We start from the raw sequence: 26,941 nt of genomic DNA, 5'->3' as shown, positions 1-26,941 counted from the left end.
CGCGCTGGGTCAGGAGCGCTCGATCGAGACCTTGTTGATCACGACGTCGGTGACCGGCCGGTCGCCGGCGCCGGTCGGCGTGTTGCCGATCGCGTTCACCACGTTGATCGACTCCTGGTCGGCGACCTCGCCGAAGATGGTGTGCTTGAAGTTCAGCCAGGTCGTCGGCGCGACCGTGATGAAGAACTGCGAGCCGTTGCTGTTGGGCCCGGCGTTGGCCATCGCCAGCAGGTAGGGCTTGTTGAACTGGAGCTCCGGGTGGAACTCGTCGGCGAACTTGTAGCCGGGGCCGCCGCGGCCGGTGCCGGTCGGGTCGCCGCCCTGGAGCATGAAGCCCGCGATGACGCGGTGGAAGATCGCCCCGTCGTAGAACGGGCCGCTGTTCTCGCCGCGGGCGTTGGCCTCGCTGTAGTCCTTGGTCCCCTCCGCCAAACCGACGAAGTTCGCCACCGTCTTGGGAGCGTGGTCGGGGAAGAGGTTGATGCGGATGTCGCCCTGCGAGGTGTGCAGGGTCGCCGTCACCTTGGTCCCGACGAGCGAGTCGTTGCTGTCTGCCACGCACACCATCGTGCCATCCGCCGGGCGGGGTGGTTGGGGAAGGGGCACGATGGGTATTGCCAAACCGTGACTGACCGACGTCTTGTGGAGCAGAAATGGATGAGGTAGCTGCCATGACCCGAGCCGGGGAGTCGGTTGGCAAGGCCGTCGGCACGGGCATCCGCGCGGTCCGCCGCGGTGCGGTCCGCGCCGGTCACGTCGGCGCCGACGCGGCGGCGACCTGGGCCGAACGGGCCGAGGAGCGGCTCGCCGAGCGGGGCGTGACGGCCGACCACATCCGCGGCATCGTCGCGGACCGCGCGGGACTGCTGGTGGAGAAGGCGGAAGAGGTCGAGAAGTCGACCCGCAAGACCCGCAAGCAGCTCGCGAAGAAGGCCAAGGGCGTCCGCAAGGACCTGGCCAAGGCCGCGGACCGCGCCCGCAAGGAGGCCAAGGTGCGCGCCAAGGACGTGCGCAAGGCGGCCAAGCAGGCGCGCAAGGAGATGGCCGCGGCGAAGCGGCCGTCGCACCGCAGGTGGCCGTGGGTGCTGGGCATCCTCGTGGCCGGCGCCATCGCCGGGTACGTGGCCCTGACCCGCCGGCCGCAGGAGGTCCACCTGGAAGAGGAGGAAACCGTCGAGCCGACTCCCCAGGACACGACGCCGCCCACCACGACGCCGTCGGACTCCGAGGCGCACGCCACCCGCAACGGCCGCGTCTCCGACCGGGGCTGACCCCGGCACGTCGCGCCCGCTCACCCTCGCGTGAGCGGGCGCGAAGCACGTCCTAAAGACCGAGGTTGGCCACGACCGTCTCGGCGACCCGCTTGGCCTTGATGCTCTGCTTCTGGTTGCTGGTCACGACGACCGCGTCACCGCCCTTCGCCACCGCGTAGACGGCCCCTTCGGGCAGGACGAGGGAGCCGCCCTTCCAGCCGTCCGGCGCGCTCGCCGGGCTGGACTTGTCCACCGGCGCGGCCCGGTCGACCACGGCCTTCGCCGTCTCCGGGGTGCCGTGGAACACCCACACGGTCAGCTGCACGTCGGTCGCGTTCGCGTAGAAGAAGCACGCCGGGTCGGGCTTGTCGGCGGAAAGCCGAACCTTCCGGACGAGCTGGCCGTTGGCCTCGGCCACGTACGAGGACTCCAGGTACGGGCACTGGCCGTCGGCGGTGGGCTGGGGCTCGGGGGGCGGCCCGGCGGGCGCGGCGGTGGTGGGCGCGGCCGCGGAAGTCGGCGGTGCGGTGGTCGCCACGGTCGCGGGCTCGGCGGTGCACGCGGCCAGGGCGCCGAGGGCGAGCAGGCTGGGCAGGGCGGTTCGCAGCACTCGGTTCATAGGGCCGAGAGTCAACCAGATGGGCTTTTCGGCCCAACGGCGGCCACTTGATTGAATCCGAAACCACCTAGGCACACCGCGTGCACGGCGCTAGCTTGGACTCACCCTGCCAGGCCGCCCTGCAACGTGAGGACTGACTCGTTATGAACGTGTTGGACCGCGGCCGAAATCACGCGTTGGCGCTGTTCAGGATCGTCGTCGGAGTGTTGTTCGTGTGCCACGGCGCACAGAAGCTGTTCGGGGTGCTTGGTTCGAAGGGCGCGGTGTCCATCACGTCCTGGCCGTCCGGACCCGCCGGCGTGATCGAACTGGTCGGCGGCGCGCTGATCGTGCTCGGACTGGGGACGCGGGTCGCCGCTTTCGTCTCGTCGGGTGCGATGGCGTACGCGTACTTCGTGGTGCACCAGCCCCAGGGTCTGCTGCCGATCGAGAACCACGGGGAGCTGGCCGCCGTGTACTCGTGGGTGTTCCTGCTGCTGGTGTTCACCGGGCCGGGCGCGTGGGCGCTCGACCGGGTGATCTCCTCCCGGAAGGACACCGGGTCGACGAGGCCCGCGCACGTCTAGGGGCACGGGGTGGGGCGTCCTCGCGACGCCCCACCTCACCCCCGCACGCGGTACCTGGTGTGCGTGACCAGGTCGGTGCCGCGGCTCTCCAGGGGTTCGAGGTCCAACCGGCCGACGCCCTCGAACAGGCGGGCGCCGCCGCCGAGCGTCATGGGCGCGACGTGCAGCCACAGCTCGTCGATCAGCCCGGCCGCCAGGCACTGGTTGACCACCGACGCACCGCCCGCGACCGCGACGTTCCGCTCACCGGCCACCTCACGCGCACGCTCCAGCGCCGCCTCGACACCGTCGGTGACGAAGTGGAACGTGGTGCCGCCGACCATCTCGACCGGCTCGCGCGGGTGGTGCGTGAGCACGAACACCGGCGCGTGGTACGGCGGGTCGTCGCCCCACCAGCCGCGCCAGTCGCCCTCCCACTCGCCGCGGACCGGGCCGAACATGTTCCGGCCCATCACGAACGCGCCCGCGTCGGTGATCGCCGCCAGCTCGGCCGGGTGCTGCTCGGCCTGCTCGAACATCCAGCGGTGCAGGAGCTCGCCGTCCACGCCCAGCGGGTCCTCGACGGTCTGGTCCGGCCCGGCGACGAACCCGTCGACCGAGACCGTGATGCCGCACGTGACGATGCCCACAGCGGTCCCCCCGATCGCGGAAACGCCAAAAGGCCCGCGATCTTCGCGAGCCAACCCCGGGATAGGGGTCCGGGGGCGTGCCCCCGGCTGGGGTGTGGGGGCTCGGCCCCCACAGGAAAGACGATGACCGACAAGTGCGAAGGCGTTCCGCCGAGCAGACGGGGCCGGCGGTCGAGTGGAGACGAGGGGAATCGAACCCCTAACCCCCGCCTTGCAAAGGCGGTGCTCTGCCAATTGAGCTACGTCCCCCTCGCGAGGGGCGGCAGCACCGCCCTCGCGGGATCAGTCGGTGGGGGCGGTGGCCTCGCGCCACAGGTCAGCGTCGGCCTTGGCCGAGCGGCTGCGCTTGACGAAGAACAGAACCGCACCGGCGACGGCGACAAGTGCGATGATCTTCTTCACAGCAGTTCCCCTCTGCAATCCTGTGAAACTTCCGGTGGGCCTAGGAGGACTTGAACCTCCGACCTCTTCATTATCAGTGAAGCGCTCTAACCGCCTGAGCTATAGGCCCTCGGGGCAACGACGGCAACAGTACACGATCGCCCGTCGCGGCCCCAAATCGGGTGCTACTCGCGCTCGGAGAGGGTCACTTCCAGCCCGCCCGCGAGGTCCGCCGACACGTTGTAGACGAACGCGCCGACCGTGGCCAGCGCCGTGAACAGCACGATGTTGACCGCGCCGACGATCGCCGCCACGCCGAACACGCGCCCGGCGCTGATCAGCGGGTCGCCGGAGGCCTCGTTGCCCTGGAGCAGGTCGTTGGCGGTGTTGTTGATCTTGTCCCACACGCCCATGCCGTTCAGCACGCCGTACAGGACGCCGACCGCCACCAGCCACACGAAGAACAGCGCCACGCTGAGCACCAGGGCCAGCTTCAGCACCGACCACGGGTCGACCCGCTTGACCTGCAGGCTCGCCCGCCGCGGCCCCCGGCCCGGCCGGCGCGCGGACGGCGCCGCCGCGGCCGGGCGACCGTTGGCCGCACCCAGGTTCACCGAGGTCCGCGCGGCGCCCTGGGGTGCCGCGGTGCCGGTGATGACCGGCCGCGCCACGGCGACCGTGTCCGGGTCCTGGGCCGGGTACGCGGGCTGCGCCCCGGAGGCCTCCTCGGCGGGCTGCTCGGGCGGCGGGTCGCCCGGGCCGACCTGCTTGGCCTCGGCGTACTGCGCGTCACTGGCCACCCGCGCCCACGGCGGGGGCGTGGCCGGCGCCTCCTGCTCGGCGGGCGCCGGCGCGTCACCACCCGACGTGCCCTGGCCGGACGACGTCTGCACCGTCGGCTCCTCACCGGGTGTCTTCTCGGCACCGGGCCGGGTGATCACCGCGGTCTTGTCCTCTGGTTTGTCGGGTGAAGTCACGAGCAGTCCTCAACCTCTCGTCGCGCTAGTTGGCAGGCTCCGCCTGGTCACCGCCGTCACCAGTGGTGACGTCTCCGGCCTCGTCGGCGTTGCGTGCCACCGCGATGAGAGTGGTCCCTTCGCCGAGGTTCATCAACCGGACGCCCTTCGTCTGCCGCCCCGCTTTGCGCACCTCCGCGGCGCTGGTGCGGATCACCCCGCCCGCGGACGTGATCGCGTACAGCTCGTCGTCGACGTCGACGATGAGCGCGCCGACAAGCCTCCCACGGCGCCGGTCGTGCTGGATGGTCAACACGCCCTTGCCACCGCGACCCTGCACCGGGTAGTCCTCGATCGGCGTGCGTTTGGCGTACCCACCGTCGGTGGCCACCAAAACAAACAGGCCCTCCTGGACCACGCCGATGGACAGCAGCTCGTCCCCGGTGTTGAACCGCATGCCCTGGACGCCGGAGGTGGCCCGGCCCATCGGGCGCAGCGCCTCGTCGTTCGCGTGGAACCGGATGGACTGGCCGTCCTTGGAGACCAGCAACAGGTCGTCGTCGGCCGAGCACAGCACGGCGCCGACCAGCTCGTCGTCCTCGCGCAGGTTGATGCCGATGAGACCACCCGATCGGTTGGAGTCGAAGTCGGACAGCTTGGACTTCTTCACCAGGCCCTTGCGGGTGGCCAGCACCAGGTACGGCGCGACCTCGTAGTTCTTGATCTCGATGACCTGGGCGATCTCCTCGTCCGGCTGGAACGCGAGGAGGTTGGCCACGTGCTGGCCGCGCGCGTTGCGGTTGGCCTCGGGCAGCTCGTACGCCTTGGCCCGGTACACCCGGCCCTTGTTCGTGAAGAAAAGGATCCAGTCGTGGGTGGAGCACACGAAGAAGTGCGCCACGATGTCGTCCTGCTTGAGCTGCGCGCCCTGCACGCCCTTGCCGCCGCGCTTCTGGGAGCGGTACAGGTCGGTCTTGGTGCGCTTCGCGTAGCCCGTTCGGGTGATCGTGACGACGACGTCCTCGACCGCGATGAGGTCTTCCATCGACACGTCGCCGTCGAACGGGACGATCTTGGTGCGCCGGTCGTCGCCGTGCTTCTCGACGATCGCCAGCAGCTCCTCGCGCACGATGGCGCGCTGCCGCTCGGGCTTCTCGAGGATGTCCTTCAGGTCGGCGATCTCGACCTCGATCTCGGCCAACTGGTCGATGATCTTCTGCCGCTCCAGGGCGGCCAGCCGGCGCAGCTGCATCTCCAGGATCGCGTTGGCCTGGATCTCGTCGACGTCGAGCAGCTCCATCAGGCCGGTGCGCGCCACCTCGGGCGTCTCCGACCGGCGGATGAGGGCGATCACCGCGTCGAGCTGGTCGAGCGCCTTGACCAGGCCGCGCAGGACGTGGGCCCGCTCCTCGGCCTTGCGCAGCCGGAACCGGGTGCGCCGGACGATGACCTCGATCTGGTGCTTCACGTAGTGCCGGATCATCTGGTCCAGGCGCAGCGTGCGCGGCACGCCGTCGACCAGGGCCAGCATGTTCACGCCGAACGAGTACTGCAGCTGGGTGTGCTTGTAGAGGTTGTTCAGCACGACCTTGGCGACCGCGTCCCGCTTGAGCGTGACCACGATCCGCATGCCGGAGCGCTTGTTGGACTCGTCGGCGATGTTCGCGATGCCGGTGAGCTTCTGGTCGCGGACCAGGGCGGCGATGTTCTCCACCAGGTTGTCCGGGTTGACCTGGTAGGGCAGCTCGGTGACGACCAGGATGGTGCGGCCCTTGGCGTCCTCGTCGATCTCGACGACGGCGCGCATCTTCACCGAGCCGCGGCCGGTGCGGTAGGCGTCCTGGATGCCGGAGGTGCCGAGGATCTGGCCGTAGGTCGGGAAGTCGGGGCCCTTGATCCGCTCGATCATCGCCTCGAGGGTCTCCTCGTCGGAGGCCTCGGGGTTGTCCAGCGCCCACACCACGCCGTCCGCGACCTCGCGGAGGTTGTGCGGCGGGATGTTGGTGGCCATGCCGACCGCGATGCCGGACGAGCCGTTGATCAGCAGGTTCGGGATGCGCGCCGGGAGGACCGTCGGCTCCTGGATGCGGCCGTCGTAGTTGTCGCGGAAGTCGACGGTCTCTTCCTCGATGTCCGCGAGCATCTGCATGGCCAGCGGGGTGAGCCGGCACTCGGTGTACCGCATGGCGGCGGCCGGGTCGTTGCCCTGGGAGCCGAAGTTGCCCTGGCCGTCGATCAGCGGGTAGCGCATCGCCCACGGCTGGGCGAGGCGGACCAGCGCGTCGTAGATCGCCGAGTCGCCGTGCGGGTGGTAGTTGCCCATGACGTCGCCGACGACGCGGGCGCACTTGTTGTAGCTGCGGTCCGGGCGGAACCCCGAGTCGAACATGGAGTACAGCACCCGGATGTGCACCGGCTTGAGGCCGTCGCGCACGTCCGGGAGCGCGCGGCCCACGATCACGCTCATCGCGTAGTCGATGTAGGAGCGCTGCATCTCCTGCTGGATGTCGACCGGCTCGGTGCGGTCGCCCTCCGGGGGCAGGGTCGTCTCGGTCACGGTCCTTCTTCCTCTTCGACTTCCGGCCTGCGGGTGGAGGGGGTCACACGTCCAGGAAGCGGACGTCCTTGGCGTTGCGCGTGATGAAGCTGCGCCGCGCCTCGACGTCCTCACCCATGAGCACGCTGAACAGCTCGTCGGCGGTGGCCGCGTCGTCCATCGTGACCTGGAGCAGCACCCGGTTGGCCGGGTCCATCGTCGTCTCCCACAGCTCCTCGGCGTTCATCTCGCCGAGGCCCTTGTAGCGCTGGATGTTGTCGTCCTTGCCGATCTTCTTGCCCGCGGCCAGGCCGCGCTCGATGAGGCCGTCGCGCTCCTTGTCGGAGTAGGCGTACTCCGGCTCGGCGCGCTGCCACTTGATCTTGTACAGCGGCGGCGACGCGAGGTACACGTGGCCGTGCTCGACCAGGGGGCGCATGAAGCGGAACAGCAGGGTGAGCAGCAGCGTGCGGATGTGCTGGCCGTCGACGTCGGCGTCGGCCATCAGCACGATCTTGTGGTAGCGCAGCTTGGCGAGGTCGAAGTCCTCGTGGATGCCGGTGCCCAGCGCGGTGATCAGCGACTGGACCTCGTTGTTCTTCAGGACGCGGTCGATGCGCGCCTTCTCCACGTTGATGATCTTGCCGCGGATCGGCAGGATCGCCTGGAACATCGAGTCCCGGCCCTCCTTGGCCGAGCCGCCCGCGGAGTCGCCCTCCACGATGTAGATCTCGCACTCCTCCGGGTTGGTGGAGCGGCAGTCCTTGAGCTTGCCGGGCAGGCCGCCGATGTCCAGCGCGCCCTTGCGGCGGACCAGCTCGCGGGCCTTGCGGGCGGCGATGCGGGCCTGCGCCGACGACACCGCCTTGGTGACGATGGTCTTGGTCTCGTTCGGGTGGCGCTCGAACCAGTCGGCCAGGTGCTCGTTGGTCGACTTCTGCACGAACGACTTGGCCTCGCTGTTGCCCAGCTTGGTCTTGGTCTGGCCCTCGAACTGGGGCTCCTTGAGCTTGACCGAGATGATCGCGGCCAGGCCCTCGCGGATGTCGTCGCCGGTGAGGTTGGCGTCCTTCTCCTTGAGCAGCTTCTTGTCGCGCGCGTACTCGTTGACCACGCGGGTCAGCGCGGCGCGGAAGCCCTCCTCGTGGGTGCCGCCCTCGTGGGTGTTGATCGTGTTGGCGAAGGTGTACACCGACGGCGTGTAGCCGGTGTTCCACTGCATCGCCACCTCGACCTCGAGCTCGTCGCTCTTGGCCTCGAACGCGATGACCTTCTGGTGCACGGCCTCGCGGGTGTGGTTGATGTGGCGGACGAAGTCCTCCAGGCCGCCGGGGTAGTGGAACGTGCGCTCGCGCACGCGGGCGACGTGGCCCTCGGCGTCGGCCTGCTCGTCCTCCTCGCGCACGCGCTCGTCGCGCAGCACGATGGTGAGGCCCTTGTTGAGGAACGCCATCTCCTGCAGCCGACGGGAGATGGTCTCCAGGTTGTACTCGGTGGTCTCGAAGATGTCCGGGTCGGCCCAGAACGTGGTGGTCGTGCCGGTCTCGTCGGTCGGCGCGCCCTTGCGCAGCTCGTGGGCGGGCTTGCTGGCCTCGAACCGCTGGTTCCACGTGAAACCGTCGCGCTTGACCTCGACGTCGACCGCCGTCGACAGCGCGTTGACCACAGAGATGCCGACGCCGTGCAGACCGCCGGACACCGCGTAGGAGTCGCTGTCGAACTTGCCGCCGGCGTGCAGGACGGTCATGACGACTTCCAGCGTCGGCCGCTTCTCCACCGGGTGGATGTCGACCGGGATGCCGCGGCCGTCGTCCTTGACCCGGACGCCGCCGTCGGCCAGCAGGGTCACCTCGACCCGGGTGGCGTAGCCCGCCATCGCCTCGTCGACCGAGTTGTCCACGACCTCCTGGATCAGGTGGTGCAGACCGCGCTCGCCGGTGGACCCGATGTACATGCCGGGCCGCTTGCGGACCGCCTCCAGGCCCTCCAGGACGGTGATCGAGGACGCGCTGTACTCATTCTTCTTGGCTGCCACGGGCCTGGTGTCTCCTCGAGCTTCGGGCGACTCGCCACGGGAGGTTGTGACGCTGGCGTCACGCTACCCCTCGATTCTACCGGGCGGGGTGCGCAGAAACCCACCAAGGACACCCCTGGTTTGCTCACAGACGGGCCGAAGTGAACGAGGATGGGTCCGGACGGCCGTTGACGGGGTGCGAATCGCCTGGTGAGCGCTCACCGCGCCACAGGATCGCCGCTGAGCGCCTGGTGCGACTCACCCGTAGGTGTCACGCGGTCCGCGACCGGGGACGTGCAGCGGGCCGTAGCGCCAGCTCGGCGCCGCCGGGCCCTGCACCTTCAGCCGCAGCACGACCCCGTTGCCGACCCCCGCCGCGATCTTCTTGAGCAGTTCCCGCTGGAGCAGCCGCAGCTGCGTGGCCCACGCGGTCGAGTCGGCCTGGACGGTCAGCTCGCCTTCGCTGAACGCGATGGGCTGGGCGTGCTCGGCCACGTCCTCGCCGACCAGTTTCCCCCACCGCGCGAAGACCTGGCCGGCCGCGAGGCGCTCGGTCCAGCCGCGGTCGGCGGCGATCCGCGACGCGAGCCGGCCCAGCGGCTGGGGGTCGCGGTCGTCGGGCCCGGGGCCGGACCACGAGCGGCGCCGGCGGCGTGCGCCCGCACCACCCCGACCGCCCTTCCGGACGCGCGCGCCGCGTTCCTTGGCCGACGCGCGGGCCGCTTCGAGTGCCGCGCGAGCCAGGTCGGACCCCCGCAAACCACCCTCTGGGGTGACTTCAGGTGTGGACAAATCCCTGTCCGTGCCGGAGTTATCCACACCATCCACAGGGTTGTCCCCAGATGTGCCACCGATCACACCCTTTTGGGGTAGTGCGTCAGACACGGCGCACCTCCCCGTGGCCGACCTCGAACCGGACCCCGTCCAGCTCCACCGGCACGTCCTCCGCGACCGCCGCGGTGATCAGCACCTGCTCCGCGCCGGCCGCCACCTTCGCCAGCTGCCGCCGCCGGCCGCGGTCGAGTTCGGCGAACACGTCGTCCAGCACGAGCACCGGTTCGGCGCCCTCCGCGCGCAGCAGCTCGTACCCGCCGAGCCGCAGCGCCAGCGCGAACGACCACGACTCGCCGTGACTGGCGTAGCCCTTCGCGGGCAGGTCGCCCAGCGCCAGGTCGAGGTCGTCGCGGTGCGGCCCGACGAGGCACACGCCCCGCTCGACCTCCTGCGACCGCACCCGGCGCAGCTCCACCAGCAACGACTCCTCCAACGCGTCCCGATCATGCGTTCCCGGGAAAGCATCGCCCAGACTCGACCGGTACGCGATCCGAGCCGGCCGCGACTCGGGCGCGACCTCGGCGTACGCCTGCGCCACGTGCGGCGCGATGTCCGCCACCAGGTCCAACCGGCCCGCCAGCAGCTCCGCGCCGTGCCGCGCCAGGTGCCCGTCCCACACGTCCAGCGTCGAGATGTCCGCCGACCGCGCCGCCTTCACGCTCTTCAACAACGCGCCGCGCTGCTTGAGGACGCGCTCGTAGTCGGAGCGCACCCCGGCGAACCGGGGCGACCGGGTGGTCAGCAGCTCGTCCATGAACCGCCGCCGCTCGCCGGGGTCGCCGCGCACCAGCGCCAGGTCCTCCGGCGCGAACAGCACCGTCCGGAGGATGCCCAGCACGTCGCGCGGGCGCGGCACCGGGCCGCGGTTGATCCGCGCCCGGTTCGCCTTGCCCGCCGTGATCTCCAGCTCGACCAGCAGCTCGCGGCCCTCGTTGACCACGGCCGCCCGCACCACCGCGCGCGGCGCGCCGTGCCGGATCAGCGGCGCGTCGGTCGCCACCCGGTGCGAGCCGAGGGTCGCGACGTAGCCCAGCGCCTCGACCAGGTTGGTCTTGCCCTGGCCGTTGCGCCCGACCAGGACGCTCACCCCCGGCTCGAACGCCAGGTCCGCCTGCTCCCAGGACCGGAAGTCGGTCACCTGGAGGTGTCTGACGTACAACTCAGCTCTGCGTGGTTCCGGTGCCCGACGACGGACCGGCCGACACCACCGCGTGCCCGCCGAACTGGTTGCGCAGCGCCGCCACCGCCCGCATCGCCGGCGAGTCGTCCTGGCGCGAGGCGAACCGGGCGAACAGCGCGGCGGAGATCACCGGCGCGGGCACCGCGTGGTTGATCGCCTCCTCGACCGTCCACCGGCCCTCGCCGGAGTCCTCGACGTGGCCGCGCAGGTCGTCCAGCTCCGGGTCCGACTCCAGCGCGCGGACCAGCAGGTCCAGCAGCCAGGACCGGACGACGGTGCCGCGCTGCCACGCCTTGATCGTGGCCGGCACGTCCTCGACGACCTTCGAGGCCTCCAGCAGCTCGAAGCCCTCGGCGTAGGCCTGCATCAGGCCGTACTCGATGCCGTTGTGCACCATCTTGGCGAAGTGGCCCGCGCCCACCCGGCCGGCGTGCGCGAAGCCCTCCTCGCGCGGACCCTCCGGGCGCAGCGCGTCGAAGATCGGCATGGCGCGCTCGACGTGCTCGGGCTCGCCGCCGACCATCAGGCCGTAGCCGTTCTCCAGGCCCCACACGCCACCGGACACGCCGCAGTCCAGGTAGCCGATCCCCTTGGCGCCCAGCCCCTCGGCGTTCTTGGTGTCGTCGGTGAACCGCGAGTTGCCGCCGTCGATCACGAGGTCGCCCGGGGACAGCAGCTCGCCGAGTTCGGCGATCGTCTGCCGGGTGATGTCACCGGCGGGCACCATCACCCACACGACGCGCGGCGACTCCAGCTTCGCCACCATGTCGGCCAGCGAGTCGGCGTCGGTCACGTCCGGGTTCCGGTCGTAGCCCACCACCTCGTGGCCCGCGCGGCGAATCCGCTCGCGCATGTTGAACCCCATCTTGCCGAGGCCGACGAGTCCGAGCTGCACGGTGGTTCCTCTCCCCTGGAAGTTCTTGGATCAGCCGGGCAGGCGCACGGGCATGAGCAGGTAGAGGTAGCCCGGCGCCACGTTGCCATCCTCGTCCACCGGCTTGAGCAGCGCCGGGCGGCTCGGGGTGGTGAAGGACAGGTGGGCGCGCGGGGTCCGCACCGCCTGCAGGCCCTCGAGCAGGTAGGTCGGGTTGAACGCGATGGTCACCGGGTCGCCGGTGTACTCGACCGGCAGCTCCTCCTCCGCGCTGCCCTCGTCGTCGCCGCCGGCGGACAGGCGCAGGGCCGAGTCGACGAACTCCAGGCGCACCTGGGTGCCGCGCTCGGCGACCAGCGACACGCGCTTGATCGCCTGCACCAGCGTGTCGACCTCGATGACCGCGGCGGCCGAGTGCTCGGTCGGCAGCAGCTGGCGGTACTTGGGGAAGTCGGCGTCGAGCAGGCGGGTGGTGGTGCGGCGGCCGGTGCCGGACAGGCCCAGCAGCCCGTCGTTGGCCGCGAGCGACAGCTCGACCTTCGCGCCGGACGCCCCGAGCGTCTTGGCGGAGTCGTTGAGCGTCTTGGCCGGGACCAGCACGGCGACCTCGCCGAGCTCGGCGTTGGGCGCCCACTCGAACTCACGCATCGCGAGCCGGAACCGGTCGGTCGCCACGAGGGTCAGCTTGCCCTCGCCGATCTCCAGCCGGACGCCGGTCAGCATCGGCAGCGTGTCGTCCTTGCCCGCCGCGACCGCGACCTGGTTGACCGCCTCGCCGAACACCTCGCCCGGCAGCTCGCCGACGAGCTGCGGCATGGACGGCAGCTGCGGGTAGTCCTCGACCGGCATGGTCGGCAGGCTGAACCGGGCGCTGCCGCAGCTGATCGTCATGCGCGCGCCGTCCACCGCGATCTCGACGGGGTGGTTGGGCAGCGCCTTGGTGATGTCGGCCAGCAGCCGGCCGCTGACGAGCGCCTTGCCGCCGTCCGCGATCGTCGCCGGCACGCCGCACTGGGCGGAGACCTCGTAGTCGAACCCGGAGACGGTGAGCGCGTCGCCCGACCCGTCCTCGGCCCCGGCATCGAGCAGCACGCCGCCGAGCACCGGGACCGGCGGCCGGGACGGCAGGCTGCGCGCGACCCAGGCGACGGCGTCGGCCAGGCCGTCGCGCTCGACGCGGATCTTCATGAGGCGTCCTTTCTCAAGTTCCTCAAGTCGGCATGACCCACAGCAGCGTGCGTTGCGGTGGGGTTCGGGGAGCCGCGTCCCTCGCCGGATCGTTCCGACCCTCGGCGCGGAGGCTCCACCGTAGAGCTTCCTCCGGTACTTCGTCACCTCGGGGCGCACCCGGGTGTCGCCCTGGGGGCGAGCCCTGTCCCCGGGTGTCCACGCCGGCTGTTTTTTCTTTGTTCATCTCTTCAAGGGAAGACAACCGCAACAGCAGTAAGGGCTGTGGATTGTGTGGACAACGTCCGTTCCCGCTGCTCGTCGCCCGGTTGGCGGTGTGGACGGACACGGGTTGTCACCCGGGGACAGATCGCCGCCCCCGGGGAGAACTACCGCGGTGGTCCGTTCGGTCCACAGATCGGCCGAGTTGTCCCCGGGTGCATCCCCGGGTGTGGGTCGAGTTCTCCCCGGGTGCTGCACAGGGTGATCGTGGCCTGGATCTCCCCCGAACGAGGCGGTTCCTGGGCGTTGTGGACAACTTTTCCCGCCGGTTGACTCGCCCGCACCCGCCGGTCGTGCCGCCCTGGTGGCGGTCGCGGGCGCCTCCGGCAGCCCTCCGGCAGTCCTCCCGCGACCGCCCCGGCCGCCCTCGAACCCGCCTCGACCGCCCCCCGGGCGCGACCGCCGCGCCGCTCCCGCCACCCCCGGGGACGCACCCCTCGCCCCCGGGCGCGCCCCCGCCGCGCACCTCGCCCCCGGGTGCGAACCCGGCCCAGGGCGCGCGCCCCGCTCTCGAACCGGCACCCGCCCCGGGGCGCGCCCACCGCTCGAACCGGCGCTACGTCCCAAGGCGCGCCCACTCGGACTCGCGTCGACCGCGCGCCCCGGGCGGACCGGCGTGGGTTCAGGAGGGGCGTCCGGTCAGCCGGCGCCGCAGCGCCTCGGCGGGGCCGGCCCGGCCCGCGCGCCGCAGCGCCTCGGCGAACGCCACCGTGCCGGCCCACGTCACGACCGCGACCCCGGAGGACGCCGCCGTCCCCAGGTCGTCCCCGAGCCCACCGGCGTACGGCACGAACACCGCGACGAACACGACCGACTGCGCGAGGTAGCAGCTCAACGACCGCCGCCCGCACGCCGCGAGCGCGGTCACCACCGGCCCCTCCTCCCGGACCGCCACCAGCCCGACCAGCGCCGCGTACCTCAGCCCGCCGCCCAACCCGGTCCGCGCGATCCACGAGGCCGCCCTGGCCGAACTGGCCGCGACCGGCCTCGGGCAGTTGAGCATGGAGGGCATCGCCCGCCGGGCCTCGACCGCGAAGACCGTGCTCTACCGCCGGTGGTCCGGTCCGCACGACCTGCTCGTCGACGCCCTGGCCCGCGCCCACCCCGTGGAGCTGCCCACCCCCGCCGCCGGCGACCTGCGCGGCGACCTGCTCGCCGCGCTGACCCAGCTCACCGAGTGGATGCGGACGCCCGCCGCCGGCGCGGTCCTCGCCGTGATGACCGAGCGCGCCCGCTACCCCGACCTGGCCGACGCGCTCTACCGCCGCTCTTCGACCCGCGGCGGCACGTTCACCGCGACGGTCCTCCGCCACTACGCCGACAAGGGCCGCATCGCCCCCGCGCGGCTCACCCCGATCACGACGCAGATCGGCGAGGCGTTGGTGCTGAAGCTGTCGATCGACCTCGGCCGACCGCCGACGGCCGACGAGCCGACCGCGATCGTGGACGAGGCCCTGCTGCCGGCGCTGGGGGTGTGAGGGTCAGGGGGTGTGGCGGGCCCGCTGCTTGATGCGGGAGGTCAGCTCCTGCACCTGCTCGTACACGCGCCGCCGCTCGGCCATCTCCTTGCGGATCTTCTTGTCCGCGTGCATGACCGTCGTGTGGTCCCGGCCGCCGAACGTCTGGCCGATCTTCGGCAGCGACAGGTCCGTCAGCTCCCGGCACAGGTACATGGAGATCTGGCGGGCCTGGGCGAGCACCTTCGTCTTGCCGGGGCCGCACAGGTCGTCGATCGTCACGCCGAAGAACTCCGCCGTCACCGCCATGATGGTCGGCGCGGTGATCTCCGGCGCGTGCGAGTCCGGGATGAGGTCGCGGAGCACTATCTCGGCCAGCTGCACGTCCACCGGCTGCCGGTTCAGCGACGCGAACGCCGTCACCCGGATCAGGGCGCCTTCCAGCTCGCGGATGTTCCGCTCGATCCGCGCCGCGATGAACTCCAGCACCTCGGCGGGCGCGGCCAGCCGGTCCTGGGCGGCCTTCTTGCGCAGGATGGCGATCCGGGTCTCCAGCTCGGGCGGCTGGATGTCGGTGATCAGGCCCCACTCGAACCGCGTCCGCAGCCGGTCCTCCAGGGTCTCCAGCCGCTTGGGCGGCCGGTCGGAGGACACCACGATCTGCTTGTTCGAGTTGTGCAGCGTGTTGAACGTGTGGAAGAACTCCTCCTGCGTGCCTTCCTTGCCCTCCAGGAACTGGATGTCGTCCACCAGGAGCACGTCGATGTCCCGGTAGCGGCGCTGGAAGGCGACCTTGCGGTCGTCGCGCAGGGAGTTGATGAAGTCGTTGGTGAACTCCTCCGTGGACACGTACCGCACCCGCATCCCGGGGAACAGCCGCTGGGCGTAGTGGCCCACCGCGTGCAGCAGGTGGGTCTTGCCCAGACCCGACTCGCCCCAGATGAACAGCGGGTTGTACGCGCGCGCCGGCGCCTCGGCGACCGCGACCGCCGCCGCGTGGGCGAACCGGTTCGAGGCGCCGATCACGAAGGTGTCGAAGTTGTACTTCTCGTTCAGGCGGGTCTGCGAGGACGCCGGGTTCGCGGGCCGGGTGAACGGCATCCCGCTGGGCGCGCCGCCACCGCCGCCGAACGTCGGCCAGATCTCGGTGACCGTGGCGAGGGCGTCGCCCTCCTCGTCCACCTCTTCGTCGGTCTCGGTCTCCTCGCCGACGACGCCCCCGGCCCCGGGGACGGACGGCAGGTCCGGCGGTACCACCCCGTTGGTGGGTACCCCATTCGGGGGAACGGGCACCGGGATGGGCGTGGTCGGCGGACCGTTGACCGGCTCCGGCGAGTCGACCTTCACCGCCAGCGACACGGCCCGGCCGAGGCGGCGGGACAGGGCGGCGGTGATCGGGTCGCGCAGCGCCCGCTCGATCGCTTCCTTGGCGAACTCGGACGGCGCGGCCAGCAGCGCGGTGCCGTCGAGCAGGCCGATGGGACGGGTCACGCGCATCCAGGCGCGTTGCTGCGGTGACAGCGTGCTGGCAGCCAGCTCCTGCACGACCTGCTCCCACACGAGACCCAGATCGGCCTGGTGGTCGGACACCTCCGCGCTCCCCTCCCCTCGGTGTGACTCCCCCGCGGTCAGCCCCGGGGGACTTCCACGACGTGGACACGGAGAATAGAGGCATCCACAGAGTTATCCACAACTGTGCACGAACGCGCGCCGGAGCGCAGCGGTTCCCCCCGTTGCCTACCCGACACCGATGCGGTCCGTGCGACGCTGCGTCGGCCACGGCTGCCCGCGAAGGCAGCACGCTAACAAGAGGCGGGCTCTGCCACAAGACGTCGGTCGTCGCAAGCGTTTTACGTGCCCGATGCGTCGCGCAGCGTGGCCGTGGTGGCCGCCGGGTGTGCCTGCGAGGACCCCGATTTGGGTCCCGCCCCCGGGGCCGCGTACCCTGGACCGGTCTCCGCTTGCGAGGCGTGCTCTTGGCGCGCCCTATGGACGGCCGGGGACCACCACAGACGTTCAGCAACGGGAGTCCGACCGTGAGCAAGGGTAAGCGCACCTTCCAGCCCAACAACCGCCGCCGCGCGAAGACGCACGGCTTCCGGCTGCGTATGCGCACCCGTGCCGGTCGCGCCATCCTGGCCGCGCGCCGCAGCAAGGGCCGCAAGCAGCTCTCCGCCTGATCGCCGCAGCGCCGTGCTCCCCGCGGCCAACCGGCTGACCCGCAGCCAGGACTTCGGCCTGGTGGTCCGCCGAGGCCGCCGGGCCGGCCGGCCCCGGCTGGTCGTGCACGCCCTCGTGCCGACCTCCCCGGGTGTTGCACCAGGCACCCCGGTCGTGGTGGACGCCACCCCGGCCGGGCGACGTACGTCGGCGCAGCCCACCTCGGACGTGCAGTCCAAGGTGGGCTTCGTCGTGAGCAAGGCCGTGGGCAACTCCGTGGTCCGGCACCGGGTGAGCCGCCGCCTGCGCCACGTGGTGCGGGACCGGCTGCCCGGCCTGCCCCCCGGCTCCTCGCTGGTCGTGCGGGCGTTGGCCCCGGCGGCGACGGCGAGCAGCGCCGACCTGGCCGCCGACTTCGACGCGGCGTTGCGCAGGCTGTTGCGATGACCGGGACCCGAGTGAGCCCCGTGACGCGGGCGCTGCTGCTGCCGATCCACTTCTACCGGCGGTTCATCTCCCCCGCGTTGCCCCCGACCTGCCGTTTCCACCCGAGTTGCAGCACGTACGCGGTGGAGGCGCTGACCGTCCACGGCCCGCTGCGCGGCTCCTGGCTGGCCCTGCGCCGGCTGCTGCGCTGCGGACCCTGGCACCCTGGTGGCCTGGACCCCGTTCCGCCGAGGCGAACCACGGTCCCCGACGTTTCTGCCGAGGAGTAGCAAGTGCTCAACTTCATCTACTACCCGGTGTCCTTCATCCTGTGGTGTTGGCACTGGGTGTTCGGACACGTCTTCGGCGAGTCGAGCGGGTTCGCGTGGGCGCTGGCCGTGGTGTTCCTCGTCTTCACGCTGCGCGCGCTGCTGTTCAAGCCGTTCGTCGGCCAGGTGCGCTCGATGCGGAAGATGCAGGAGTTCGCGCCGGAGATCCAGAAGATCAAGAAGAAGTACCCGAACGACAAGCAGCGCCAGGCCCAGGAGATGCAGAAGCTCCAGGCCGAGCACGGGGTGAACCCGCTGGGCGGCTGCCTGCCGATGCTGGTGCAGATCCCGGTGTTCATCGGCCTGTTCCACGTGCTGCGCTCGTTCAGGCCCGGCTGGGGCGAGGTGTACTTCTTCGACGCGCAGGGCGTCGAGTCGTTCGTCAACGCCAAGCTGTTCGGCGTCAACCTGTCGACCTTCATCACGATGCCCGGCAACGAGCTGGAGCAGTTCGCGACCGAGCGGACGTCCGTGCTCTACGTCGCCATCCCGCTGATGATCGTCGCGTCGATCGCCACGCACTTCACCGCGCGGCACTCGGTGGCCCGCCAGACCCAGGCCGCCGCGGAGAACCCGCAGACGGCGATCATGAACAAGCTGACGCTGTACATCTTCCCGCTGGGTGTGCTCGTCGGTGGTCTCTTCTTCCCCATCGCGATCCTGCTGTACTGGCTGAGCAACAACATGTGGACCCTCGGCCAGCAGTACGTCGTGTACCACCGCATCGACCGCGAGGAAGCCGCGAAGAAGGAAGCGGTCGTCGAGAAGCGCCAGGCGCTCGCGCCGCGGCCCGGTGCGAAGCCGAAGCCGGGCGCCAAGCCCGCCGCCGGCGCCGCGAAGAAGCCCGCCGTGCAGGACACCCCGCCGTCGGACGAGCAGGCCGGCAACGGCAAGCCGTCCACCGAGATCCCCGGTCTGAGCCCAGACCGATCCCCGGGCAAGAAGCAGGGCAACAAGAAGCGTCGTTGACCCTGGAGAGGAGACATCGTGTCGGAGACGTTGCAGGCGACCGACGTGGACGCGGCACCGGAGGCCGACGAGGCCCCGCCGGCGCGGTCGGGGAGTTCGGAGGACCTGCTCGTCCAGGAGGGCGACATCGCGGGGGACTACCTCGAGAGGCTGCTCGACCTGCTCGACTACGACGGTGACATCGACCTCGACGTCGAGGCCGGTCGGGCGATCGTCAGCATCGACGGCGGTGACGACCTGGAGAAGCTGGTCGGCCCCCGCGGCACCGTGCTGGAGTCCTTGCAGGAGCTGACCCGACTGGCGGTGCAGCAGGAGACCGGCGTCCGCAGCCGGCTGATGCTGGACATCGCGGGCTGGCGGGCGAACCGCCGGGCCGAGCTGGCCGAGCTGGGTCGGACGACGGCGGAGAAGGTGGCGGCGTCGGGCGAGAAGGTCCGGCTGCACCCGATGACGCCGTTCGAGCGCAAGGTCGTGCACGACGCCGTCGCCGCGGTGGCGGGCGTGCACAGCGAGAGCGAGGGCGAGGAGCCGCAGCGCCGGGTCGTGGTGCTGCCCAAGCCCTGAGTTCGGCCCGTTGTGGGAGCGGCCCTCGGTTTCACGTGAAACCGAGGGCCGCTTTGTGTGCTCGCCGGTGGGTGATCGGACCGTCCCAGCGCCCGGGTTGGTCAGAGACCTTCACCTGGGTCCGGTGCTGGCGGACGAGCGCTCCGGTCCGGGTGGCGATTCGGTTTTGCCAGCGGACTTCGACGAGCACGCATTTGAAGAGCGCAGCAGCTGCCCGCCTTGAGCAGCCCCACCAACCGCGCGAGCGCCGCGCCGGGATCGCGCTGCGCGGTTCGGCGCGTGCCGGGCGAGCACCACATCCACGGACCCGCTCGCGTGGGCGGGTGCCCTGCCCGAGGTCACGCCACTCGCGTTTGGCCCGGCACGGCTGCCTGGCGGGTCAGCAGCCGCATCCCATTTCGCCTCGCGGGTCGGCCCGTACGCCATGCCGGGGTTCGACCACCCACGCCCGGACCCGTATCCCTCGCCGCCTCCAGCGAAAGCGCCTCCCCTGCCTGAGCCGCCTCCTCCGAACCGGACCTCGCGACCAGCATGGACCCGAATCCGCAGAACAGCTCCGGCCCGCTGGTGGCTGCCCGTTGTCCACAGCGCCGAGGTTGTCCACAGATGCGCCGCCAAGCCGCCCACCGCCGCCCGCCGCCGATAGGCTGGAACAGGGCCGCCCCCCGGGAGGGTGGGGGCTGCGCTGTGGGGGCTGCGCTGTGGGGGCTGCGCTGTGGGGGCTGCGCTGTGGGGGCTGCGCTGTGGTGCGGTCGTTCAAAGTTCGTGTGGCTCGTGGTTGAACGTCTCCAGCCGGGTGTCGCGGAACTGGCGGGTGGCGAAGGTGTCGAGCCAGGTGCGTTGTTCGTCGGTCTCCGGCACCTCTCGGCCGCGCGCCTCGACGATCGCCTGCCACGCCGCCGCCGGGCTCGCGCCGTCGAGGACGAGCAGTGCCGCCGCCAAGAGGGACGAGCGGCCGATGCCGCCCCAGCAGTGGATCAGGATGTGGCGGCCGGTGCGGAGGTCGGCGGCCAGGCGGTGGAGTTCGGGGTCGAGGGTCGTGGGTACGCCGAAATCCGGGATGGGGAGGTGGCGGTGGTCGCGGGCGGCGGCGGGAGTCCTCCAGGTACAGCTCCGCGATCTACGGGGTGGTCAGGGCGCACACGACGATGTCCACGCCGGCGGCGGTCCACTCCTCGACTTCCGCGACGTCCTCGGGGTGCGCGGAGGTGCTGAGGCGGCCGGGGCGGATGGTGAACATCTAAAGCTCTTCCCCTCGTCGTGTTTCACGTGAAACGGTCCGGGCATGACTGAGATCATCCGGAAGCTCCGTGTCGCCGCGTACGCGGTCATCGTTCGTGAGGACCAGATCCTGTTGTCGCGGTGGCTGGGGCCGGAGCGGCCGATGTGGATCCTGCCCGGCGGTGGGGTGGACCACGGGGAGGATCCGTACGACGCCGTCATCCGGGAGGTGTTCGAGGAGACCGGGTACAAGGCCGAGGTGCGTCGGCTGCTCGGCATCCAGAACGTCCACGGGCCGCTCAACCGGGACGGTGTGGACGTGGACTACCACCGGATCCGGATCCTCTACGAAGCGGAGGTCGTCGGCGGCGAGCTGACCTTCGAAGTGGGTGGGTCGACCGACCAGGCCGGGTGGTTTCCGCTCGACGAGGTCCCCGGACTCGATCACGTGGAGTCGGTCGACGTGGGGCTGGAGATGTTCCGGAACCGCCCCGATGACGGCCGGATTGCTCGTTTCACGTGAAACACGGTCGTTCTGGTCACGTCGATTTGGCGTGTCGCCGGGGTGATCCGTCATAGTGGGCGTCGGCACATTTGCGGGGCGCGTGACGCCCCCGTGGGCGCCCCCATCCACCCACCCGGCTCGACACCCGCCGTGTGGTTTCACGTGAAACGACGGAGACATGGCCGGAGAGTTGGAAGACCGCGCGAAGCGGGTCTTCGGTGACCACTACCCCAAGGCGGTCGCCTTCACGGAGATGCTCGCGGAGCAGGGCGTCGAGCGCGGGCTCATCGGGCCGCGTGAGGTCGACCGGCTGTGGGACCGCCACATCCTCAACTCGGCCGTCGTGGCGGAGCTGTTTCCCGCCGGGAGTCGGGTGGTGGACGTAGGCTCGGGGGCGGGCCTGCCGGGCATCCCCCTGGCGATCGCGCGACCGGACCTCGACCTGACCCTCCTCGAACCGATGGCTCGACGGGTGGCGTGGCTGACCGAGGTCGTGGACGCGCTCGGGCTCGACGTCGACGTGGTGCGCGGGCGAGCCGAGGAGGGGCCGGTGCGGGAGCGGCTGTCCGGCAGTGACGCCGTGACCGCTCGCGCGGTCGCACCGCTCGAACGGCTCGCCCGGTGGTGCCTGCCGCTGCTGCGACCCGGTGGGCGGCTGGTGGCGCTCAAGGGTGAGAGTGCCGCCGAAGAAGTCGAACGTGACGCCGAGGCGGTGCGGAGGGCCGGGGGCGTCCAGCCCTCCGTGACCACCTGCGGCGCTGGTGTCCTCGAAGTGCCAACGACCGTCGTGCTGGTGGAGCGCGACGACACGAGCCGCCGGGCCGGGGCGCGCCGACCGGTGAAGGCGGCAACCAGACCACGGAAGGATCGGTGACCGTGTACCCCGACCCCCTGCAACCGGTGTTCCAAGCTGCCGGTGTTTCACGTGAAACAGAACAGGGCGCGGTGGGCGCGGACGAGGTCCTGCGCCCCGCCCCGACCGAGCCGACCGTGAGCGACAACGCAGGAGACAGCACCGTGTGGACCCCCATCGCGGAAGAGGCGGCACGCGCCACGCGCGTCCTCCACCCCGACTCCCTCCAGCTCCCCCCGCCGACCCACCGCCGCGTCCTCACCGTGGCGAACCAGAAGGGCGGCGTCGGCAAGACGACCAGCACGGTCAACCTGGCCGCCGCGCTCGCCATCCACGGCCTCAAGGTCCTCGTGATCGACCTCGACCCGCAGGGCAACGCGAGCACCGCCCTGGCCGTCGAGCACCGCTCCGGCACGCCGTCGGTCTACGAGGTGCTGATCGGTGAGATGTCGGTCGCCGAGGCCGCCCAGGTCAGCAACCAGTCCCCCAACCTGTACTGCGTCCCGGCCACGATCGACCTCGCCGGCGCGGAGATCGAACTGGTGTCGATGGTGGCCCGCGAGTCCCGCCTGAAGGAGGCGCTGAGCCCCGAGGCGCTGGACCCGATCCGCCCGGACTACGTGTTCATCGACTGCCCGCCGTCGCTCGGCCTGCTGACCGTCAACGCGATGGTCGCCGCGCAGGAGGTCCTGATCCCGATCCAGTGCGAGTACTACGCGCTGGAGGGCCTGGGGCAGCTCCTGCGCAACATCGAACTCGTCCAGGCGCACCTGAACCCGACCCTGAGCGTGTCCACCATCCTGCTCACCATGTACGACGGCCGCACGAAGCTGGCCGACCAGGTGACCAGCGAGGTGCGCGGCCACTTCGGCGACACGGTCCTCAAAACGGTGATCCCGCGCAGCGTGAAGGTCTCCGAGGCACCAGGATTCGGTCAGACGGTGCTCACCTACGATCCCGGCTCACGGGGCGCGATGAGCTACCTGGACGCAGCGAGGGAGATCGCCGAGCGCGGCGCGGAGATGGAGTCGGCATGACGGAGCAGCGCAAGGGTGGACTCGGCCGCGGCCTCGCGGCCCTGATCCCGAGCGGACCCCCGGTGGGTGCGCCGACCCCGATCCGGGCCGTGCCGAACGGCGCCACCCCTGCGCCCTCCCCCGCCCCGTCGGCGTCGGGTGAGGTGGCGGGCGCGGTGTACCAGGAGCTGCCGGTCACCTCGATCCGCACCAACCCGAAGCAGCCGCGGCAGGTCTTCGACGAGGACGCGCTGCACGAGCTGGAGCACTCGATCCGCGAGTTCGGGCTCATGCAGCCGATCGTCGTCCGGTCGATCGGCCCGGACTCCTACGAGCTGGTGATGGGCGAGCGCCGGTGGCGCGCGACCCAGCTGGCGGGGCTCAAGACCATCCCGGCGATCGTGCGGCAGACCGCCGACGACGTGATGCTGCGCGACGCGCTGCTGGAGAACATCCACCGCGTCCAGCTCAACCCGTTGGAAGAGGCGGCGGCGTACCAGCAGCTGCTGGAGGAGTTCGGCGTCACCCACGAGGAGCTGGCCGACCGCATCGGCCGCAGCCGCCCGGTCGTGACCAACACGATCCGGCTGCTGAAGCTGCCCCTCCCCGTGCAGCGGCGGGTGGCGGCGGGCGTGCTGTCGGCCGGGCACGCGCGGGCGTTGCTCGGGTTGGACGACCCAGGTGCGCAGGAGGACTTGGCGACCCGGATCGTGGCCGAGGGCATGTCGGTCCGGGCGACCGAGGAGGCGGTGACGCTGGCGAAGTCGGCCGAGCCGGCCAAGGCGAAGCAGGCGCGGCGCAAGCCGATCCAGGCGCCGGGGTTGCAGGAGCTGGCGGAGCGGCTGTCGGACAGCTTCGACACCCGGGTGAAGGTCGAACTGGGTCAGCGGAAGGGTCGGATCGTGGTCGAGTTCGGGTCGGTGGATGATCTTGAACGCATCATCCACCTCATGGCGCCAGAAGCGACAAATCGGACACGTTCGACGGACGTGTGATCACCCACGGCACTTATGTCACGGTGACGATGACGGCCCGCATCCGAAAGGATACGGGCCGTCACCACGTTGCGAGGTTGGTTCAGCGGTTGACCGCGCGCTCCACGAGGCCCGCGTAGATCTCCCCCAGCGACTGGCCGGCCGCCTCCACCGCCATCGGCAGGAGCGATGTCTCGGTCAGACCCGGCGACACGTTCACCTCAAGGAAGTACACGGTCCCGTCCGGCGCCACGACCGCGTCGGTGCGCGAGACGTCCCGCAGGCCCAACAGCCGGTGCGCGGCCACGGCGAGTTCGCCGACCGCCTGGGCCGCCTTCTCGTCCAGCCGGGCCGGGGCGTGGAAGTCGGTGAGGCCGGCGGTGTAGCGGGCGGTGTAGTCGTAGACGCCGCTCTCCGGGACGATCTCGACCGGCGGCAGAGCGCGGGGGCCGTCCGGTCCGTCGACGACCGCCACGGCCACCTCGACGCCCTCGACGTACCGCTCCGCCAGCACGGTGTCCCCGTACGCCAGGCACCCCACCATCGCGGCGGGCAGTTCGGCGGCCTCGCGCACGACCTGGGCGCCCAGCGCCGAGCCGCCCTGGTCGGGCTTGAGCATCAGCGGCAGGCCGAGCTTGTCCACCATCGCGTCCAGCACCGGCTGCGCGCCCAGCTCGCGGAACGTCGCGTGCGGCAGCACGGCCCAGTCCGGCGTCGACAGGCCGGCGCGGGCCAGCTCGGCCTTGGCGGTCGGCTTGTCCCACGCCCGGCGGCACGCCCGCGAGTCCGTGCCGACGAACGGCACGTCCAGCATCTCCAGGACGGTCTGCACCGACCCGTTCTCGCCCTCGCCGCCGTGCAGCGCCACCACGACGGCGTCCGGCCGGTGCTCGCGCAACCGCGTGAGGAGTTGGGCGTCGGCGTCCCACTCCTCCACGACGAGACCGGCCGAACGCAGCGCGGCGGACAGCCTGCGACCGGATCGCAGGGACACCTCCCGCTCGTGCGACAGGCCCCCGGACAGCACTGCGACCCAGTGGTCGGACAACTTCTCTCCTAATCAGGCGGTGTCGGGCGAGGGGGTCTGCGGACCGGAGACCGGGCGGGGCGTCGACGGCCCGAACGTCTCGTGCAGCTCCAGCTCGTCCTTGATCACGTTCGCCAGCCGCCGCACGCCCTCGCGGATGCGCTCCGGCGTCGGGTAGCAGTACGAGATGCGCAGCTGGCGGCTGCCCAGCCCGTCCGCGTAGAACCCGGTGCCGGACGCGTACGCCACCCGCTGGGTGATGGCACGGGGCAGCATGGCCTTGGTGTCGATGCCCTCGGGCACGGTCAGCCACACGTAGAACCCGCCGTTGGGCTTGTTCCACGTGGAGCCAAGCGGCATGTGCTGCTCCAGGGCCTCGATGGCCGCGTCGCGCCGCTCCCGGTAGGCCTCGCGGTAGATCTTGATCTGGCCCTTCCAGTCGTGCGTCGACAGGTACCGCGACACGACGAGCTGGTTGAACGTGGGCGGGCACAGCGTGGCCGACTCGGCCGCCAGGACCAGCTTCTCGCGCACCGCGTGCGGCGCGAGGACCCAGCCCACGCGCAGGCCGGCGGCGAAGGTCTTGGAGAAGGAGCCCAGGTAGACCACGTTGTCCGGATCGGTGGAGCGCAGCGCCGGGTAGGTGACGCCGTCGAAGCCGAGCAGCCCGTACGGGTTGTCCTCGACCACGAGGATGCCGTGCTGCCGGCAGATCTCCAGCACCTCGGCCCGGCGCTCGACGGCGAGCGTCACGCCGGCCGGGTTGTGGAAGTTCGGGATCGTGTAGAGGAACTTGACCCGCTGCCCGGCCTGCTCGACCGCCCGGATGGCCTCGCGCAGCGCCTCGGGCACCAGGCCGTCGGCGTCCATGGCCACGTGCACGACGTTGGCCTGGTAGGCGGAGAACGAGCCGAGCGCGCCCACGTACGACGGGCCCTCGGCCAGCACGACGTCACCCGGGTCGCAGAAGATCCGGGTCACCATGTCCAGGCCCATCTGGGAGCCGACGGTGACCACGACGTCGTCGGGGTGGGCGTTGATGCCCTCCAGCGCCATGATGTCGCAGATCTGCTCGCGCAGCTCCGGGATGCCCTGGGCCGAGCCGTACTGGAGCGCCACCAGGCCGTCCGTGGCCACCACGTCCGCGACCTCGGCGGACAGCGACTCGAGGGGCAGTGCCGCCAGGTGGGGCATCCCTCCCGCCAGGGACACCACCTCGGGCCTGCTTGCCACCGCGAACAGCGCCCGGATCTCCGAGGCCGTCATCCCCGCCGTGCGCGCCGCGTACCGGCGCAGGTGGGGATCGAGGCTTCTGGCACCCTGCTTCGGGGGCTGTCCGGGTAGGTTCACGGGGAACTCCGAGGTAGTAGTGGTTACCGGCGGGTTTGTTCCCGGCTGAGTGTAACCGCCGTCCCGTTCGGGGCATGTGCCTTCCGGGCGGGGGTCACATCCGCCTATCCTCGTAGGGGTTGCATTCGGGGGTTGGGAGGTCGGGGTGTCGCGACGCGTCGTGGGCGTCACTCTGGACAACCTGGAGCACCTCTCCAAGCACAGTCGGACCTGCGTGTTCTGGGAGCTGGCGCCCCACCTGAAGGAGCAGGCCGAGGAGTTCGGCGACACCGAGTTCGAGAAGGAGGCCTGGGTCTCCAGCGTCCTGCTCGAGTGGGGTTCGTGCGGTCGCATCATCTACTGCGATGGGATTCCCGCCGGTTCGGTGTTCTACGCGCCCCCGGCTGCGGTGCCCCGGTCGTTGGCCTTCCCCACCTCTCCCGCGAGCCCCGACGCCGTGTTGATGACCGGTCTCGAGGTGCTGCCGGAGTTCCGCGGTGGCGGGCTCGGGCGCGTGCTCGTGCAGACCGTGGCGAAGGACCTGACCCGCCGCGGCGTGAAGGCGATCGAGGCGTTCGGCGACGCCCAGCCGATCGAGGGCGAGCGGACGTGCGTGACGCCCGCGGACTTCCTCACCAGCGTCGGGTTCAAGACGGTGCGGCCCCACCCGCGCTGGCCCCGGTTGCGGCTGGAGCTGCGCAGCGCGTCCTCGTGGAAGGAAGACGTGGAGGCGGCGCTGGAGCGGCTGCTCAGCTCCGTGACCGTGTCGACGGCCGAGCCCAGCTTCCGTCCCGTCTGATTCATTGCTCTGACCTGTGGT

The 26,941-nt window shown here is 70.9% G+C and carries 27 protein-coding genes, 2 tRNA genes and 2 pseudogenes; 13 read left to right on the top strand and 18 right to left on the bottom strand.

From position 1 onward, the window contains the following. Window positions 1-9: 9 nt before the first annotated feature. A complete protein-coding gene (locus tag RIN75_RS02255) occupies window positions 10-558 on the bottom strand; it encodes a peptidylprolyl isomerase (protein WP_375295888.1) in 549 nt (182 codons plus the stop codon). Window positions 559-653: 95 nt separating this feature from the next. On the opposite strand from RIN75_RS02255, the gene RIN75_RS02250 reads away from it, so the two are divergent. Next, entirely contained in the window at window positions 654-1,271 is a 618-nt protein-coding gene (locus RIN75_RS02250; RefSeq protein ID WP_309110030.1) for a hypothetical protein, read from the top strand. A gap of 52 nt (window positions 1,272-1,323) precedes the next feature. Here the strand turns inward: RIN75_RS02250 and RIN75_RS02245 are convergent, their stop codons facing one another. Beyond that, window positions 1,324-1,872, bottom strand: coding sequence for a DUF2020 domain-containing protein (locus RIN75_RS02245; RefSeq protein ID WP_309110029.1), 549 nt, complete (start codon window positions 1,870-1,872; stop codon window positions 1,324-1,326). 143 nt (window positions 1,873-2,015) lie between these two features. Here RIN75_RS02245 and RIN75_RS02240 point away from each other — a divergent pair, with 143 nt between their 5' ends. Continuing rightward, complete coding sequence (locus tag RIN75_RS02240; RefSeq protein WP_309110028.1) at window positions 2,016-2,438, top strand: DoxX family protein; 423 nt, start codon at window positions 2,016-2,018, stop codon at window positions 2,436-2,438. 35 nt (window positions 2,439-2,473) lie between these two features. Here the strand turns inward: RIN75_RS02240 and RIN75_RS02235 are convergent, their stop codons facing one another. The 12 genes and pseudogenes from RIN75_RS02235 to RIN75_RS02180 all read right to left on the bottom strand — a co-directional run bounded on the left by RIN75_RS02235 (window position 2,474) and on the right by RIN75_RS02180 (window position 14,294). Continuing rightward, window positions 2,474-3,067 (bottom strand): dihydrofolate reductase family protein, encoded by a 594-nt coding sequence (locus RIN75_RS02235; RefSeq protein WP_309110027.1) that lies wholly within the window; start codon window positions 3,065-3,067, stop codon window positions 2,474-2,476. 176 nt (window positions 3,068-3,243) lie between these two features. Next, a tRNA-Ala gene (locus tag RIN75_RS02230) sits at window positions 3,244-3,316 on the bottom strand. Window positions 3,317-3,352: 36 nt separating this feature from the next. After that, window positions 3,353-3,469: pseudogene (locus RIN75_RS02225) on the bottom strand (DLW-39 family protein); the annotation flags it as partial. A 35-nt stretch (window positions 3,470-3,504) separates the two neighbouring features. Beyond that, window positions 3,505-3,578: transfer RNA gene (locus RIN75_RS02220), tRNA-Ile, on the bottom strand. A 55-nt stretch (window positions 3,579-3,633) separates the two neighbouring features. Then, entirely contained in the window at window positions 3,634-4,425 is a 792-nt protein-coding gene (locus RIN75_RS02215) for a DUF3566 domain-containing protein (protein WP_309110026.1), read from the bottom strand. 25 nt (window positions 4,426-4,450) lie between these two features. Continuing rightward, entirely contained in the window at window positions 4,451-6,961 is a 2,511-nt protein-coding gene (gyrA, locus tag RIN75_RS02210; protein ID WP_309110025.1) for a DNA gyrase subunit A, read from the bottom strand. 43 nt (window positions 6,962-7,004) lie between these two features. Then, entirely contained in the window at window positions 7,005-8,975 is a 1,971-nt protein-coding gene (gene gyrB / locus RIN75_RS02205) for a DNA topoisomerase (ATP-hydrolyzing) subunit B (RefSeq protein ID WP_309110024.1), read from the bottom strand. A gap of 237 nt (window positions 8,976-9,212) precedes the next feature. Then, window positions 9,213-9,713, bottom strand: coding sequence for a DciA family protein (locus RIN75_RS02200; RefSeq protein WP_309110023.1), 501 nt, complete (start codon window positions 9,711-9,713; stop codon window positions 9,213-9,215). 118 nt (window positions 9,714-9,831) lie between these two features. Beyond that, window positions 9,832-10,947 carry a DNA replication/repair protein RecF gene (gene recF / locus RIN75_RS02195; protein ID WP_309110022.1) on the bottom strand — a complete coding sequence of 372 codons (1,116 nt, stop codon included), beginning with the start codon at window positions 10,945-10,947 and terminating at the stop codon, window positions 9,832-9,834. A gap of 1 nt (window position 10,948) precedes the next feature. Further along, the gene (gene gnd / locus RIN75_RS02190; protein ID WP_309110021.1) at window positions 10,949-11,863 is read right to left on the bottom strand and encodes a phosphogluconate dehydrogenase (NAD(+)-dependent, decarboxylating); all 915 of its coding nucleotides are present in this window, start codon (window positions 11,861-11,863) and stop codon (window positions 10,949-10,951) included. A gap of 30 nt (window positions 11,864-11,893) precedes the next feature. Beyond that, window positions 11,894-13,030: a DNA polymerase III subunit beta gene (gene dnaN / locus RIN75_RS02185; RefSeq protein WP_309110020.1), complete on the bottom strand. Its 1,137-nt coding sequence runs from the start codon at window positions 13,028-13,030 to the stop codon at window positions 11,894-11,896. 883 nt (window positions 13,031-13,913) lie between these two features. Then, window positions 13,914-14,294: a DUF418 domain-containing protein gene (locus RIN75_RS02180; protein ID WP_309110019.1), complete on the bottom strand. Its 381-nt coding sequence runs from the start codon at window positions 14,292-14,294 to the stop codon at window positions 13,914-13,916. On the opposite strand from RIN75_RS02180, the gene RIN75_RS02175 reads away from it, so the two are divergent. Continuing rightward, window positions 14,293-14,769 (top strand): TetR-like C-terminal domain-containing protein, encoded by a 477-nt coding sequence (locus RIN75_RS02175; RefSeq protein WP_309110018.1) that lies wholly within the window; start codon window positions 14,293-14,295, stop codon window positions 14,767-14,769. The two genes, RIN75_RS02180 and RIN75_RS02175, sit on opposite strands and share 2 nt — an antisense overlap. A 3-nt stretch (window positions 14,770-14,772) precedes the next feature. Here RIN75_RS02175 and dnaA read toward each other — a convergent pair whose 3' ends face one another. After that, the gene (gene dnaA / locus RIN75_RS02170) at window positions 14,773-16,338 is read right to left on the bottom strand and encodes a chromosomal replication initiator protein DnaA (RefSeq protein WP_309110017.1); all 1,566 of its coding nucleotides are present in this window, start codon (window positions 16,336-16,338) and stop codon (window positions 14,773-14,775) included. 446 nt (window positions 16,339-16,784) lie between these two features. Here dnaA and rpmH point away from each other — a divergent pair, with 446 nt between their 5' ends. The 5 genes from rpmH to RIN75_RS02145 are packed head-to-tail and all read left to right on the top strand — an operon-like array spanning window position 16,785 to window position 19,196. Next, window positions 16,785-16,928, top strand: coding sequence for a 50S ribosomal protein L34 (gene rpmH, locus RIN75_RS02165; RefSeq protein WP_033428178.1), 144 nt, complete (start codon window positions 16,785-16,787; stop codon window positions 16,926-16,928). A 13-nt stretch (window positions 16,929-16,941) separates the two neighbouring features. Beyond that, on the top strand, window positions 16,942-17,355 hold the full coding sequence (gene rnpA / locus RIN75_RS02160) for a ribonuclease P protein component (protein WP_309110016.1): 414 nt from the start codon (window positions 16,942-16,944) through the stop codon (window positions 17,353-17,355). After that, window positions 17,352-17,624 carry a membrane protein insertion efficiency factor YidD gene (gene yidD, locus RIN75_RS02155; protein WP_309110015.1) on the top strand — a complete coding sequence of 91 codons (273 nt, stop codon included), beginning with the start codon at window positions 17,352-17,354 and terminating at the stop codon, window positions 17,622-17,624. Before rnpA ends, yidD begins: the two co-directional genes overlap by 4 nt. A 3-nt stretch (window positions 17,625-17,627) precedes the next feature. Continuing rightward, entirely contained in the window at window positions 17,628-18,632 is a 1,005-nt protein-coding gene (yidC, locus tag RIN75_RS02150; RefSeq protein ID WP_309110014.1) for a membrane protein insertase YidC, read from the top strand. Window positions 18,633-18,650: 18 nt separating this feature from the next. Next, on the top strand, window positions 18,651-19,196 hold the full coding sequence (locus tag RIN75_RS02145; protein ID WP_309110013.1) for a R3H domain-containing nucleic acid-binding protein: 546 nt from the start codon (window positions 18,651-18,653) through the stop codon (window positions 19,194-19,196). Window positions 19,197-19,952: 756 nt separating this feature from the next. Here RIN75_RS02145 and RIN75_RS02140 read toward each other — a convergent pair. Next, a pseudogene (locus RIN75_RS02140) lies at window positions 19,953-20,276 on the bottom strand (hypothetical protein); the annotation flags it as partial. 205 nt (window positions 20,277-20,481) lie between these two features. Between RIN75_RS02140 and RIN75_RS02135 the strand changes: the two are divergent. The 4 genes from RIN75_RS02135 to RIN75_RS02120 all read left to right on the top strand — a co-directional run bounded on the left by RIN75_RS02135 (window position 20,482) and on the right by RIN75_RS02120 (window position 23,786). Next, window positions 20,482-20,940 carry an NUDIX hydrolase gene (locus RIN75_RS02135; protein ID WP_309110012.1) on the top strand — a complete coding sequence of 153 codons (459 nt, stop codon included), beginning with the start codon at window positions 20,482-20,484 and terminating at the stop codon, window positions 20,938-20,940. 160 nt (window positions 20,941-21,100) lie between these two features. After that, window positions 21,101-21,796 (top strand): 16S rRNA (guanine(527)-N(7))-methyltransferase RsmG, encoded by a 696-nt coding sequence (rsmG, locus tag RIN75_RS02130; RefSeq protein WP_309110011.1) that lies wholly within the window; start codon window positions 21,101-21,103, stop codon window positions 21,794-21,796. A 116-nt stretch (window positions 21,797-21,912) separates the two neighbouring features. Next, complete coding sequence (locus RIN75_RS02125) at window positions 21,913-22,812, top strand: ParA family protein (RefSeq protein ID WP_309110425.1); 900 nt, start codon at window positions 21,913-21,915, stop codon at window positions 22,810-22,812. Beyond that, window positions 22,809-23,786: a ParB/RepB/Spo0J family partition protein gene (locus RIN75_RS02120; protein WP_309110010.1), complete on the top strand. Its 978-nt coding sequence runs from the start codon at window positions 22,809-22,811 to the stop codon at window positions 23,784-23,786. The genes RIN75_RS02125 and RIN75_RS02120 overlap by 4 nt, the downstream gene beginning before the upstream one ends. A gap of 82 nt (window positions 23,787-23,868) precedes the next feature. Here RIN75_RS02120 and RIN75_RS02115 read toward each other — a convergent pair whose 3' ends face one another. Beyond that, window positions 23,869-24,813: a D-alanine--D-alanine ligase gene (locus tag RIN75_RS02115; protein ID WP_309110009.1), complete on the bottom strand. Its 945-nt coding sequence runs from the start codon at window positions 24,811-24,813 to the stop codon at window positions 23,869-23,871. Between the two features lie 12 nt (window positions 24,814-24,825). Then, window positions 24,826-26,142: a PLP-dependent aminotransferase family protein gene (locus RIN75_RS02110; RefSeq protein ID WP_309110008.1), complete on the bottom strand. Its 1,317-nt coding sequence runs from the start codon at window positions 26,140-26,142 to the stop codon at window positions 24,826-24,828. Window positions 26,143-26,287: 145 nt separating this feature from the next. Between RIN75_RS02110 and RIN75_RS02105 the strand changes: the two genes are divergently transcribed. Next, on the top strand, window positions 26,288-26,920 hold the full coding sequence (locus tag RIN75_RS02105; protein ID WP_309110007.1) for a GNAT family N-acetyltransferase: 633 nt from the start codon (window positions 26,288-26,290) through the stop codon (window positions 26,918-26,920). Window positions 26,921-26,941 lie beyond the last annotated feature (21 nt).

It is taken from the genome of Saccharothrix sp. (assembly GCF_031180885.1).
Classification (GTDB): Bacteria; Actinomycetota; Actinomycetes; order Mycobacteriales; family Pseudonocardiaceae; genus Actinosynnema.
The sequence above is the reverse complement of the archived record's forward strand: the minus strand, read 5'-3'. Positions and strand labels throughout refer to the sequence as shown.